The organism is Rothia sp. 18CD1-1 (assembly GCF_055285355.1).
The window spans coordinates 22,982-36,348 of the sequence record NZ_JBUZLI010000003.1 but is presented as its reverse complement, the minus strand read 5'-3'; the positions used below and the strand labels follow the sequence as shown (position 1 = coordinate 36,348).

Below are 13,367 nucleotides of genomic sequence, written 5' to 3'. Positions count from 1 at the left end.
GTGCGGCAGTTTTCTTGCGGTTAGCCTCCCACCCGCCGGTATCGCTGGTGGGTGGTTAGAAGAGCCGGGATTCGCTGCTATCGGTCCCACGCAGAGCATCGTAATCGAGGCTGACGCAGCGTATTCCGCGGTCTTCGGCCAGGACCCGTGCCTGAGGTTTAATGCGCTGGGCGGCAAAAATACCTTTGACCGGGGCCAGCAGGGGGTCGCGGTTGAGCAGTTCGAGGTAGCGGCTGAGCTGCTCGACACCGTCGATATCGCCCACCCGTTTGAGCTCGACGGCAATGGCTGCCCCGGTGGAATCTCGGGCCATGATATCGACAGGGCCGATCGCGGTGGGGTACTCTCGGCGCACCAGCGTATACCCTGACCCCAGGGTGTCGATGTGTTCGGCCAAGAGACGCTGCAGGTCCGCCTCAACCCCGTCTTTCACCAGGCCGGGGTCAACACCTAGATCGTGGTTGAGCTCGCCGATCACCGAGTAGATCCTGATCAGCAGGTGGTCATCTGACTTTGCAGCCTGTACCCGCCAGAGCTGCTCGATGTCGGGGTCGTCGGCGGTGTCAAAGCTTGCTGAGGCTTCAAGTTCTTGGCGGTGGGCAATGTGCATGGTAGCCGGAGGGCTCATCCAGTTGAGCGGTTTGTAGGAGCCGCCGTCGGAGTGGATGAGTACAGAGCCGTCGTTTTTGACCATGAGGAGCCGCTGCGCCCGCGGAAGATGGGCGTGGAGCCTTCCCTCATAATCTACAGAGCATTCAGCTATTACAAGTCGCACGCAACCCACTGTAACAGGCCGGTGTGTCACAATAGAAAACATGCCCAGACGTTCTCGACCTCGCCCCAGGAATCGTGCCGCTACCGCTGCGAGTAAGTGGCAGCGTGAGACCCCCGGCGGCAGGGATATTTCGCGGATTCTTGACCCCGAGCCTCGGGTGGAGCGGGCTCTCGACGGCGACTGGCATGTGCGGTATATGTCTGCGGTAGCCGCCCAAAAAACCTATATCTGCCCCGGGTGCGGCCGCACCATCGCACCGGCAACGGCGCACGTGGTGGTGTGGCGAAAGGACCACCTGTTTGGTGACCGGCGCGCGATCCAGGAGCGCCGGCACTGGCACAGTCACTGCTGGAGAACCCGGCAGACCTAGAACATGGAGGATGAGAAGAATGTCTTTTGACCCCGGTTCCTACCGGTTTGAAGACCTCAAGCAGCCCACAACGATCCGGTCACGCACAGTGCTTCCGGCACGCCGGGAGAATTTTGAGGTGGTGACCGCCGACGGCAAGACGCTGGTGGGGGAGCTAGCCCTCCCCGTCAAAAACCCGCCGCGGGCTACTTTGGTGACCTTTCACCCGCTTCCCACCCAGGGCGGCTATATGGATTCACACGTGTATAAGAAGGCGTCGTTTAGACTGCCTGCTCTGGCCGATATGGCGGTGGTGCGCTTTAACACCCGCGGCACTTCTTCGCAGCGGGGAACCTCCGAGGGCGTGTTTGACGGCGGGTTTGCTGAGCAGGCTGATTTTGAGGCGGTTCTGGACTGGGTGGCAGAGCGTGAGCTTCCCCATCGCTGGCTGGTGGGTTGGTCTTTTGGTACCGAGCTTATTCTCAAGTACGCTTCCCATCGGCGCCACCGGGATTTTTTTGAGGGCGTGATTCTGCTGAGTCCGCCGCTGAGGCGGGTGCACCGGGCGGAGCTTGAAGCCTGGAACAGCGTGGAAAAGCCCGTGTACTGTCTGGTCCCCGAGCACGACGATTTTCTGCCACCGCCCAGGGCACGGGAGGAGTTTGCGGCGGTTCCTGCGGCGAAGGTGATCCCTTTTGAGGGTGCCAAGCACCTGTGGGTGGGCGAAAAATATGTGACCGCTGTATTGAACGAAATGGTATCGATTATTACCGGTGAACCCACCGAGCTACCGCACGAGTGGTCCGGGCCGGTGGCCCAGGAAATTGTGCTTGATACTCCTCAGAGGTGAGAGACCCGAGGCCGGGTGGGGTAGCTCCGATCCATTCCCGCTGCGGTAGACCACGGTTGGGAGAGACCCGAGGCCGGGTGGGGTAGCTGGCTAGCCGCTGGGCAAGCTACCCCACCCAGCCTAGTTGTGGTCTTGCCGCGGAATGAGTACTTCCTGCACCAGAATGAGCAGGGAGGCGGCCACCGGGATGGCGATCAGTGCCCCGAGAACCCCCCAGAGGGCGCCGCCGGCGGCCACCGCAATAATGGCGATACCGCCGGGAACCGCCACCGCGCGCGCCATAATCCTGGGGGAGAGGAAATAGGCCTCAAACTGGAGGTAGGCGAAATAGCAGATGGCGTAGATCACGGCGGTCTGCCAGCTTGTCAGCAGGGCCAGTAGGGAGACCAAGACCCCGGCGCTGACCCCGCCAATCAGGGGGATGAACGCCAGAATGACCACGAAGAGGGTGAGCAGCTGGGGAAAGGGGACCCCCACGATCGACATCACGATGAAGGCGTAGGTTCCGTTGAGCAGGGCGACCACCGCCTGCCCCAGCACATAGTTTCCCACCGAGCCGGTAATTTTTTCGGTGAGTTCTTCCACCCGGTTTCGCTGGGAGGCCGGAGATAGCCGCACGAACCAGGCTTTCATGGTGGGCAGAGAGGAGAGGAAATAGAGGGAGAGGCACAAAACGATAATCGTTCCGGTAACGATGTTGGCCACCGTCGACCCGGCATTAACCAGGTTGTTGAGAAAGCCGCTCACAATGTTGGTGTCACCGGTTATTTTGGAGAAGCCGTCCTGCACCTCCTGGTCTACCCAGGAGCGCACTTGGAACCGGTCGTCGATGGAGCGGAAGAAGTCTGAGGCGAGGAACTGGTTGAACATGGTGGGAAAGTCTGTGATCAGCTGGCTGGTTTGGTTAGCGATCCTGGGAACCAGCCAGGAGAGTATGCCGATGAGAACCAGTGCAAAAATACCCACCACCGTAAACACACCGGCAACCCGGGGTAGCCCCCGTTTTTCGAGGGCTCGCACGGCGGGGTCGAGGCCCAGGGCTATGAAGAGGGCGCCCACCACCCAGCCGGCGAGTGCACCGACGTTGGTGAGTACATACCAGCAGAGAAGAGCCAGCCCGATACCGGTGGTGAGCATAAATCCCAGGTAGATGGGCCGGGCCAGGGTGACTGAGTTCCCCTCAGTTTCTGCTGTGCTGGGGTTGGCGGACCCGTCGCCGGCGCGGGGTTGTACGGGAGGCGAAAAACGGGGCCGGGGCTGGGCACCGGGAATGGTGGAGAACCCGTTATTCAGGCCCTGACCGGACGTGCTGGCAAGGCGTTTAATTCTGGTCCATCGTTTCCCCGCATCCTCGTGAGCGGGGGCGGGATCCGGGGTTTTCTCCGAGGCATCTGTGCCCGGCTGTTTCTCTGCTGACTGCTCAGGTTCGGGGTTCTTATCCGGCGCGGTGTCTTGGGATTTCATACTCTGTCTTTCTGGGGCTCCCCGGGTACAGGGTTATAGGTTGACCGCATTTACTCTATATCGTCTTATTCAGCCCAAGGCTAGATTTAGCGGCTGACTCGCCAAAATCTTTGTGTTTTTGGCACGATGGTAGGTGACTGACCGTGTGTACTGAATGTGTAAGGATGATGCACAGTGACCAATGTTCCCGATAATTCTTCCCTCCCGGCATCGGTGCGCAACGCGCCTGACCTGTCCCAGAGTGCGGGGTATACCGACGGTGAGGCCGGCGCAGCCTCTCCCCAGGGCCCCTCGTGGCGTTTTGAGGTGTCAGGGACAGACGATTTTCAAAAGTACGTTCAGATGTCCGGTCGGGGTGCGGTGATTTTTGCCCTGTACACGGAGTCGTCTCCGGCGTCACTAGAAACCGTGGAGACCCTGGAACAGCTGGTGAACTCTGCCCGGGGGAGCCTACTGCTGGCGACGGTTGATATCACCAGGTACCCGGAGATCGCCCAGGCTTTCCAGGTTCAGGGTGTGCCGGCGGCGGTTGCGGTGATTGCCGGGCAGCCGGCCCCCCTCTTTAACTCGCAGGTGAGCCCGCAGCAGATGACCGATGTGGTGCAGCAGGTGTTGGAGGTTGCTGCCTCCCAGCAACTCACCGGAGGTTTTGAGCCTGCGGTTGCCGAAGAGGACAAACCGCTTGACCCCCTGCACCAGGAGGCGGTGGACGCCATTGATCGCGGCGACTATGATGCGGCTCGTGCCGCCTATGGTAGGGCTCTCAGCGAGAATCCCGGTGACCGTGACGCCAAAATTGGTCTTGCCCAGGTGGGCCTTCTCTCCAGGGTGCAGAACCTCGATGCGGATGCGGTGCGTAAAGCGGCGGCAGATAAGCCCGAAGATATTGAGGCTGCCCTTCAGGTCGCAGACCTTGACCTGGTCGGAGGGCACGTTGACGACTCGTTCAACCGGCTGATCGGGCTTTTCTCCCGGGTTCCGGCCGAGAGTAAAAATCAGATCCGCGAACGGCTTTTAGAGCTCTTTGAGGTAGTGGGTGCGCAGGATCCCAGGGTGCTGAGGGCGCGTTCTGCCCTCATGACAGCGATCTTTTAGTCGAGATCTCTTGCGGCCCCACCGCAATGTGTGTGTTCGGTCATGGGACCATATAGTATGGTCCCATGACCGAACACACACAAAATTACTCTTTATCCGGGAATGACGGCTCAGCCCACCCCCTCGACGAGCAATCCGCGCGGGAGCAGCCGACCGAGGCCCCGGTTCAGCCCAAATTTTCAGCGGATACCGGTTTAAACTCCCTCGAGGTGCAGAACCTGGTGAAGGTTTTTCGGGATAGGGTGGCGGTCGACGGTATTAACCTTTCGATTCCTCGCGGTTCCTTCTACGGGCTGGTGGGAAGAAACGGCGCGGGAAAAACCACTACGCTGTCGATGGCGACCGGTCTGCTCAAGCCAACACACGGGCAGGCTTTTATCGACGGTATCGATGTGTGGGCCAACCCCCGGCAGGCGAAAAGGCGGGTCGGGGTTTTACCCGATGGTGTACACCTCTTTGACAAGCTCACCGGTGAACAGCTGATCACCTATGCGGGGCGGCTACACGGCCTGGACAAGGCTACGGTAGCCGAACGAACCACCGACCTGTTGACAGCCATGGACCTGGAGTCGGCAGCGGGGCGGCGGGTGAGCGATTATTCGGCGGGTATGACCAAGAAGATTGCGCTCGCTGCGGCCATGATCCATGCCCCTTCTCTGCTGGTGCTCGATGAACCTTTTGAGGCGGTAGACCCGGTGTCTGCCTCAAACATTCAGGGCATTTTGAAGGCATATGTGAACGGTGGCGGTACCGTGATTCTTTCCTCGCACGTGATGGATCTGGTGCAGCGGCTCTGTGACCACGTGGCCATCATGAACGAGGGGCGGATCCTGGTCTCGGGGACAGTTGACCGGGTGCGGGACGGTGCAACCCTTGAAGAGCGGTTTGTGCAGCTGGTCGGCGGTAGCCGGGAAACGGAGGGGCTGACATGGTTAAAGTCCTCCTAAGCCTCAAATGGCGTTATTTTCTGGCTTCCCTGCGGGGTAGCGTCTGGGCTGTTGTGGGCACAGCCTTCGGTATCCTATACGCCCTGGGTGTTATATCCATGTGGGCCCTTGCGGCCGCCACCATAGGTGTGAGTAATCCCGAAAACGGGCTAGTTACCCTGCTGCTGGTGGGTGTCGGCCTCCTGATCACCCTGCTGTGGTGGCTGGTCCCGCTTTTTACCCAGGGTTCTGATGCAACCCTGGACACGGACAGGCTCGCCCCCTACCCGCTAAGCCCCCGCGATATTCAGCTGGGTCAGCTTCTTGGCGGGTTGATCGGGCTTGCCGGTGCGGCTACCCTGCTGGCGGCACTGTCGACGGGGCTGTTGCTGTTATCCCGGCCGTTGCTGATACCCGTTTACCTGCTGGGGGCTACGGTGGGGCTGGTGCTCACCATTACGGTCTCCCGTATTATTTCCCTACTGGCCGTTGAGATTAACTCGATCCCGGGTATGCGCCAGACACTCGTTATCGTGGCTTTTTTGTTGCTGATCGGCCTGGGGCCCATCATTATGGCAGCCGCAAGTACCGTGGAGGCCGCTTACGAATCACTGCCCGGTATTGCAGAATTTTTGAGCTGGACCCCGCTCGCTGCAGCCTGGGGTTTTGTGGCCGCGGCCTACGCGGGAAGCTGGGGTGTGGCGCTTGCCCAGCTGGTGCTCACCCTGCTCTATACGGGATTTTTCTGGTACCTGTGGCGGATTCTTCTGACACGTGCCATGAGCCGTATCGGGGTTTCCGGTGTCTCGTCGGTCAGGGAAGTAACTCCCGGTAATATCGGGATTTTTGCGCGTTTTCCGGCGGGGCCGCGTGGCGCGATCGCCGCCCGTACCGTGCACACCCTGCTCAGGGACCCGCGGGTGAACCTTAACGTGATTATGATCCCGGCTTTATACCTTCTGTTCGGGTTCTTTGGCCAGGTGACGGCTGGCGGCGATAGGTACTCGGAGATGGACTGGTTTGTTGTGGTCTTTGCACCGGTGCTTGCCGGCTACGTGTTTTTCTATCTGGTTTCCTACGATAATTCGGCTTTTAGCATGCACGTGCTGTCTCCGATCAGCGGTAGAGACGACCGCTGGGGGAGGGTGGCCGGGTTGCTGCTGCTTATGCTGCCCATAGTGGTTGCCGGTACCGTTTTCATCAGCTATGTTGATGGGGCCGTGCACCTGCTCCCGGGCCTGGTGGGATTCTCGGTGGGTCTGCTGCTTATCTCTACGGGTGTATCTGCCTATGCCGACATGCTGTTATCGATTCCTGCACCGCCCCCGGGCGCCAGCCCCTTTAAGATTCAGCGGCAGCCCGACGGTTTTGCTAAAAGCCTGGCTAATATGCTGGTGATGCTGGTCTGCTTTATTTTTGCTCTCCCCGGCGGGATACTGATAATTATCGCCGTAATCGGCGAAAACGATGCCTTCCTGTGGGGAGGCGGCGGTCTCACCCTGCTGATAGGTGCGGGTGTGCTCCTGCTCGGTGTCGGGTTAGGGGCTAAAAAATATGATTCTGCTGCCGCCGATACTCTGCAACGGGTGAGCGCCTTCAGATAGGTGGGATGCCGGTTGTAAACTGGTACAGGCCCCGTCAGGGGCAGCACCGACGAGACGAGTGAGGAAGAAAGAAATGTCATCTATCCCGGGAATTGAGGATCCTTTTGCCACCGAGACCCAGGGCGGTACTACCTTGCTGGAGCGCGAGGAGAGCGCCCCGGTTGAACCCGGTGACCACGAGCGGTTTAGCCACTATGTGCGTAAAGAGAAAATTATGGAGTCGGCTCTCACCGGTCAGCCGGTGCGGGCCCTCTGCGGAAAAGTGTGGACGCCTGGCCGTGATCCCGAAAAATTCCCGGTCTGCCCGCAGTGTAAGGAGATCTACGAGGGCCTTAGGCCCGGTAAAGACGACGACGGACAGGACTAGCTGTCAGCTGCACGGTGAGGTGACCGTCAACATACAGTGAAATAGCTAACCGGGCAGGTGCGCGGTGAAGGCACTACAATCGGATGGTGCTGTGCCACATTTTAGTCTTGCACCTGTTCTACCGCGTCTCACCAAGGGGGTTCTACCGACCATGAGCGATAACGATCAGCCGTCACTTTTTGATGCGGCTCCGGCACCGGCTCCCAATCTTTCTCCCGCTTACCCCAACCGTGCTGCTTGGGGAACAAAAACTAAACTGCGGGCCTGGCAGGCGGAGGCTATGCACCGCTATTTCACCGAAAACCCCCGCGATTTTATGGCGGTGGCTACCCCCGGTGCGGGTAAAACGACCTTTGCCCTTACCGTGGCCAAGGAGCTGTTCGATCGCGGTACGGTTAACCGGCTGACCGTGGTCACTCCCACCGACCACCTTAAAAAGCAGTGGGCAGACGCGGCGGCGCGAGTGGGCCTAGCGATAGACCCCAACTTTAAAAATTCGGAGGGCTCGCACGGGCGCGAATACCGGGGGGTGGCGCTGACCTACTCGCAGGTGGCAAACAAGCCTTTGCTGCACCGTGCCCGCACCGAAAACGGCCGCACCCTGGTGATTATGGACGAGATTCACCACGCCGGTGACGCCCTTTCGTGGGGGGACGGGCTGCGTGAGGCCTTTGAGCCGGCCACCCGCAGGCTGGCACTGACCGGCACACCCTTCCGTTCTGATGATTCGCAGATTCCTTTCGTGACCTACGAGGAGGGAAACGACGGTATCCTCAGATCAAAATCTGACTATTCCTATGGTTACGGGCCCGCTCTTAAAGATCACGTGGTGCGCCCGGTAATTTTTATGGCCTATTCGGGTCAGATGCGCTGGCGTACCAGCGCCGGTGAGGAGATGGCGGCGAACCTGGGGGAGGGCTTTACCAAAGATGTTACTGCTCAGGCATGGCGGACCGCTCTTGACCCTCACGGTGAGTGGATACCCACGGTCTTACGTGCCGCCGATAAACGTCTCACGGAGGTTCGCCGCACCGTGCCGGACGCCGGTGGTTTGGTGATAGCCAGCGATCATACCGACGCCCGCGCCTATGCTTCCCAGCTACAGCGGATTACCGGTGAAAGACCCACGGTGGTGCTCTCTGACGATAAGAGTGCTTCGGGAAAGATCGACTCTTTTTCCGAGGGGGATAAGCGCTGGATGGTGGCGGTGCGCATGGTTTCTGAGGGGGTGGACGTGCCGCGGCTGGCCGTGGGGGTTTACGCCACCTCAACCTCAACCCCTCTCTTTTTTGCCCAGGCTATTGGGCGTTTTGTGCGTGCCCGTCGGCGGGGGGAAACCGCCTCGGTCTTTCTACCCTCCGTACCGCAGCTGATGATGCTGGCCAACGAGATGGAAACGGAGAGGGACCACGCTCTTGACCGCCGTGAAACCGCCCAAGAAGTCCCCATCGACCCCCTTGAGGAGGGGCTCGATGATCACCTCATTGACCGGGCGAACCGCGAGGAGAAAGCCTCGGCTACTCTGGCCGGTGGAAAGTTTGAGGCTTTGGGCTCCCAGGCATCGTTTCACGGGGTGCTTTTTGAGGGATCCGAATACGGTGCGGGTAGCATAGACCTCGGTACCGAGGACGAAGATTTTTTGGGGATTCCCGGTCTGCTTGACGCCGAACAGGTGGGAACCCTTCTCCGGGCCAGGCAGCAGGAACATGCCTCGCGGGGTGCCGCTGTGCCCGCGGTGGTTGACCACCGCCAGCTCAAAGATCTACGGAATAAGCTGGCAAAAAATGTTTCGGCCTATGCCCTGCGCTCGGGTAGACCCCACGGGGCTATCCACAATGAGCTGCGTAAGGTGTGCGGGGGGCCGCCGGTGGCCCAGGCGAGTGCCGAGCAGATTCAGGCGCGTCTTGACAAACTGGCGGACTGGTTTATCGGCAGAAAATAGCCCGGTGCCTGCGCTGCGGGAGACTGCTGGCGGGACGTTCTTGCTATGTGGCGCCTTTTGATGGTTCTTTGGCGGAATCTGATGAGTCAGTGCTAGGTTTTTGTGCGTACAGTATAGGTACAAAGCACGTACGGGGAGGAACACCTCCCCGGTTAATATGTTGAGAGTATGAGGAGATATTTTTATGGCAATCGCGTTGATTACCGGTTCCTACGGTGGGTTGGGCGCCGAATTCGTTAAGCTTCATGCTTCTGGCGGTGGCGATGTTATCCTGGTAGGTCGCAATCAGAGTAAGCTGGAGTCTCAGGCTGGGCAGGTTGAGAAAGAATACGGGGTCAAAGCCTATACTGTAGCCGCCGATCTTTCCAGCCCCGAGTCGTCCCAGCAGATCTTTGATGCCTGTCAGCAGCTGGGCATTATGCCAGATTACTTTATTAATAATGCCGGTTTCGGTGGCCAGGGTGATTTTGCCCGTCAGCGCTCTATGGAAGATGATATGTCCATGATTGCGGTTAATATTGAGTCTCCCACCCGCCTGCTTAAGCTCTTTCTGCCCGCCATGATCGAGCGCGGATCCGGTAAAGTGCTCAATGTTTCCTCAACCGCTGCTACCATTCCCGGTCCCCTTCAGGCCGTCTACTACGCTACCAAGGCCTACATCACCAGCTGGTCTAATGCCCTCTGGCGGGAGGTTCGGGGCACCGGAGTAACCGTATCCTGCCTTATGCCCGGGGCTATGGCTACCGGCTTTGCCGCCGCCGGGGGACTGGACGACACCAAACTCTTTGCCAACGCGGGTTCACCGGTGCAGGTGGCTCGGGAGGGCTACGAGGGGATGCTGGCCGGTAAGATCAATATTGTCTCCGGGCTGGTGTCGTGGCAGCGGCCCCTGGTGTCTCTTTCACCGCTTATGCCCCGTAAACAGATGCTTAACTTCATCTACGACCAGCAGGTATCTGGCAACTAAAAATTAGTCGGGTACGGGAGGGCGGATAACTGTTGTGAGAACCTATCCGTTAGATAGTACTTTTCCCCGTCTCTTGGCCGGTTTTGGTATAGACGGCGGTCGGCTGCTGCGCAAGGCCGGGCTGGCCGAAGATCTCTTTTCCCGAGCTCGCCCGGCCCTACCCGGTGATGACTATCTGGCCCTGATGAGGGCCCTGGGGGAGCTGTCATCTTCCGATGATCTGGCGGTGCGGTTGGCAACCAGCGAGGGTATTGAGACTTTTAGCCCTCCGATCTTTGCCGCCTACTGTGCCCGTAACGGACTGTCCTGCCTGTATCGGCTGAGAGATTTAAGCCGCTGCTGGGCCCGTCCGCTACCGGCTAGAAAGCCTGGGGCCGGAGGTGACCCTCTATATTGAGGCGGAAGAACCGGGCCGCCTACTACCGGCTTTCCTGGCTGAGGCGGAGCTGGCCTTTATTGTGCGGGTGCTGCGCAGTGCGACCGGGGTAGAGATTCAGCCCCTGCAGGTGGAGAGTGCGACCGGGGCGTCAGAAGCCTTGAGGCGGTTAGCCGGGGTGCCGGTGGCCGTTAGCGGACTCAACGCTATCACTTTTGCTGAGGAAGATCTGCTACTGCCCTTTATCTCCCACCACGAGGGCATGTGGGCCTACTTTAAGCCGGAACTCTCTCGCCGCCTCTCCCAGCTGACAATAGATGAGCCGGTATCCGTGAGGGTTCGTGCGGCCCTGATGGAGCTATTACCGGCCGGGGAAAGCGGTCTTGAGGATACTGCCCGCAAGCTGGCCGTGAGCACCCGCACCCTGCAACGGCAGTTAGCCGCTGAGGGCACCAGCTTTCGCCGACAGCTGGTGCATATTCGCTTGCTCTTAGCCAGGCAGTACCTGGAGATGGGGGAGATGAGCGTTGATACCATCGCCCTCATGCTGGGCTACAGGGAGACCAATAGTTTTGTGCGGGCTTTTACTCTCTGGACCGGTAGAACCCCTCTTACCTATCGGCAAGAGGTAGGCCGCTAGCTCCACCGGGGTATTCGGCTATCGGGTGTTCGAAAAACGGTTCCCTCTACATAACTTATGTAGCAGAAGATTCTCCGATATCCGTAGAAATATTTTTTGATACAGCAAAAAATGGAACAAGAGAGATGATGCATAGCGATGCGATGATAACGGTTACAAAGACCTGGCTGTTGAGAAGCGTGCCAAGCCCAAAAATGATCATTCCTAGGGGCACCGTTCCCGTGGTGAGGAATGAGTCTAGGTTGGAATAAATCCTTAGATCATGTTTATTGAGGCGTCGTTGAACAACCGTATCCCAGGAAATTCCAGCCGAGGTCATGACGGTAGCTGCGGAAAAAGCAGATAATACTATCGGGGATAATGAAGAGCTTGTAGCGAACAGTATAATTTGTAAGCTGATAAGGGCCCCGGCAATTATTTGAAGTGTTTTCCATGAAATTTTCTGAAATATACCGGCAAGCTGGCCTGCTGACCCAATAATTGAACCTGCTGCTAGAGCCGTGGATACAATCGCCCACTCTGTTGGGCTGAAACGGTTAATAATGAAGAAAGGTCCAGCTACCCCAGAGTACCCAACGATCAGTGTGATGAGCGACCATACCACAATTCCCAGGGCGGCCCACCGGGGAAGGGCTTTCACGTCGTTCGCAGAGTTACTCCCGGAGGCATCGGGGTCTTCGGATAAAGACGGGTTTCCGCTGTGAGTTTTTATGAGGCAGAGAAAGAATATTCCAAGGGCAAAAGTTGCGGCATCAAAAATTAATATTGGAATAAATCCAAACTGTAAAAAAGCCGCAGTAGAAATTGCCGGTGAAACTATCATGAGTGAGTCTGTTGTCAGATTTGTAATGGAGTTAAATCTTTTTAGATTTTCCTCCGACACCACCTCCGGGGTGACGGCAAAACGTGATGGCATAAAAAATGCTGTTGCTACCCCGTAAACAAGAGAAGAAATGCTCATGGCGGCTGTAGATTCAGCTACCAAAAATATCCATATACTCAGACCGATCTGAGCAAGCAGCCGAACGATGTCTGCGCCAATCATAGAGTATTTAAGGTTCAGTGACGGAAATTTTCTAAACAGCAGTGCCCCGATAAATCTTCCACCCCATAGGGCTAAAAGTACAAGCGTAAAGCCAGACCCTGTAGAGTCTATCCTTAAACTTTCCAGCGCAAAAGCTGTGGGAACAAGCGCGTCTCCGCACACCGAAACAAAAATTGCACCGAGAAAAATTTTCTCTTGCTGTGAGAACACAATATATTTTTTCATAATCTATATTCTGCAAGGAGACATGCTCAACGTATATCAGCTCCTTGTCATGCTGTCTCCCTCACCCGGAGGTCTGGGGTGCACCGACAAGAAACAGAAATACGAAAAGTTATCGATGGGGCCCGGATTCTACCGTGACTCCGGCCCCCTCAAGTTCCCGGACAACCCGGTCAACGGCCCCCTCGTCAACCGGGGCGGTCAGATCCAGCAGCACCCGTGTTTCGTAGCCGGCGTCAACGGCATCGAGGGCTGTTGCCCGCACACAGAAATCTGTGGCGATCCCCACCACATCCAGATCGGTGATACCCCGCTGCTGTAGCCAGTCATCCAGGGGCACCTTGGGCTCACTCTCCTGAGTGCTGGAACCGGCCTCACGTTCACCGGTCATCACCGTATCCGCCGGGGCCAGCAGGCCCTCAAAGCCCGAGTAGGCCGCCTCAAATTCGCCCTTGCGAAAGTAAGCCTCAATATAGTCGGTGTCGAGGTCGGGGTGGGTCTCAGCGCCCTCAGTCTCAGCTCGGCAGTGAACGGGCCAGGAGTCTTGATAGTCGGGGGTATCTGAGAAATGAGAGCCCGGATCAATATGCCAGTCCAGGGTGGCAATGACAGCCCCGTAGTCGGTGTGATGGTCTTCAACATATTCACTAATGAGTGCGGCCACATCGGCACCGGCCCGTGTTGCCAAGCTGCCGCCGGGGCAAAAATCATTTTGAACATCAACAATCAGCAGTGCTTTAGACAT

General features: G+C 58.1%; 14 protein-coding genes. 10 read left to right on the top strand and 4 right to left on the bottom strand.

Annotated elements, in window-relative coordinates:
- Window positions 1–55 precede the first annotated feature (55 nt).
- Entirely contained in the window at window positions 56–817 is a 762-nt protein-coding gene (gene nucS / locus ACS1BR_RS02300; protein ID WP_463559867.1) for an endonuclease NucS, read from the bottom strand.
- Here nucS and ACS1BR_RS02295 point away from each other — a divergent pair.
- The gene (locus ACS1BR_RS02295; RefSeq protein WP_463559866.1) at window positions 816–1,145 is read left to right on the top strand and encodes an ATP/GTP-binding protein; all 330 of its coding nucleotides are present in this window, start codon (window positions 816–818) and stop codon (window positions 1,143–1,145) included. The two genes, nucS and ACS1BR_RS02295, sit on opposite strands and share 2 nt — an antisense overlap.
- Window positions 1,146–1,164: 19 nt before the next feature.
- Complete coding sequence (locus tag ACS1BR_RS02290; RefSeq protein WP_463559865.1) at window positions 1,165–1,974, top strand: alpha/beta hydrolase; 810 nt, start codon at window positions 1,165–1,167, stop codon at window positions 1,972–1,974.
- A 120-nt stretch (window positions 1,975–2,094) separates the two neighbouring features.
- Here the strand turns inward: ACS1BR_RS02290 and ACS1BR_RS02285 are convergent, their stop codons facing one another.
- Entirely contained in the window at window positions 2,095–3,438 is a 1,344-nt protein-coding gene (locus tag ACS1BR_RS02285) for an AI-2E family transporter (protein ID WP_463559864.1), read from the bottom strand.
- Between the two features lie 174 nt (window positions 3,439–3,612).
- Between ACS1BR_RS02285 and ACS1BR_RS02280 the strand changes: the two genes are divergently transcribed.
- The 8 genes from ACS1BR_RS02280 to ACS1BR_RS02245 all read left to right on the top strand — a co-directional run bounded on the left by ACS1BR_RS02280 (window position 3,613) and on the right by ACS1BR_RS02245 (window position 11,355).
- Window positions 3,613–4,533: a tetratricopeptide repeat protein gene (locus ACS1BR_RS02280; protein WP_463559863.1), complete on the top strand. Its 921-nt coding sequence runs from the start codon at window positions 3,613–3,615 to the stop codon at window positions 4,531–4,533.
- 65 nt (window positions 4,534–4,598) lie between these two features.
- Window positions 4,599–5,480: an ABC transporter ATP-binding protein gene (locus ACS1BR_RS02275; protein ID WP_463559862.1), complete on the top strand. Its 882-nt coding sequence runs from the start codon at window positions 4,599–4,601 to the stop codon at window positions 5,478–5,480.
- On the top strand, window positions 5,462–7,063 hold the full coding sequence (locus tag ACS1BR_RS02270) for a hypothetical protein (protein WP_463559861.1): 1,602 nt from the start codon (window positions 5,462–5,464) through the stop codon (window positions 7,061–7,063). The genes ACS1BR_RS02275 and ACS1BR_RS02270 overlap by 19 nt, the downstream gene beginning before the upstream one ends.
- A gap of 73 nt (window positions 7,064–7,136) precedes the next feature.
- Window positions 7,137–7,430, top strand: a complete 294-nt coding sequence (locus ACS1BR_RS02265) for a DUF3039 domain-containing protein (RefSeq protein WP_463559860.1) — start codon at window positions 7,137–7,139, stop codon at window positions 7,428–7,430.
- 151 nt (window positions 7,431–7,581) lie between these two features.
- Window positions 7,582–9,372: a DEAD/DEAH box helicase gene (locus ACS1BR_RS02260; protein WP_463559859.1), complete on the top strand. Its 1,791-nt coding sequence runs from the start codon at window positions 7,582–7,584 to the stop codon at window positions 9,370–9,372.
- Between the two features lie 184 nt (window positions 9,373–9,556).
- Entirely contained in the window at window positions 9,557–10,339 is a 783-nt protein-coding gene (locus ACS1BR_RS02255; protein WP_463559858.1) for an SDR family NAD(P)-dependent oxidoreductase, read from the top strand.
- Between the two features lie 34 nt (window positions 10,340–10,373).
- Window positions 10,374–10,736: an AraC family transcriptional regulator ligand-binding domain-containing protein gene (locus ACS1BR_RS02250; protein WP_463559857.1), complete on the top strand. Its 363-nt coding sequence runs from the start codon at window positions 10,374–10,376 to the stop codon at window positions 10,734–10,736.
- Window positions 10,720–11,355: a helix-turn-helix transcriptional regulator gene (locus tag ACS1BR_RS02245; protein ID WP_463559856.1), complete on the top strand. Its 636-nt coding sequence runs from the start codon at window positions 10,720–10,722 to the stop codon at window positions 11,353–11,355. Before ACS1BR_RS02250 ends, ACS1BR_RS02245 begins: the two co-directional genes overlap by 17 nt.
- A 55-nt stretch (window positions 11,356–11,410) precedes the next feature.
- Here ACS1BR_RS02245 and ACS1BR_RS02240 read toward each other — a convergent pair whose 3' ends face one another.
- Both ACS1BR_RS02240 and ACS1BR_RS02235 read right to left on the bottom strand, forming a co-directional pair.
- Complete coding sequence (locus ACS1BR_RS02240) at window positions 11,411–12,625, bottom strand: MFS transporter (RefSeq protein WP_463559855.1); 1,215 nt, start codon at window positions 12,623–12,625, stop codon at window positions 11,411–11,413.
- Window positions 12,626–12,734: 109 nt separating this feature from the next.
- Entirely contained in the window at window positions 12,735–13,367 is a 633-nt protein-coding gene (locus ACS1BR_RS02235) for an isochorismatase family protein (RefSeq protein WP_463559854.1), read from the bottom strand.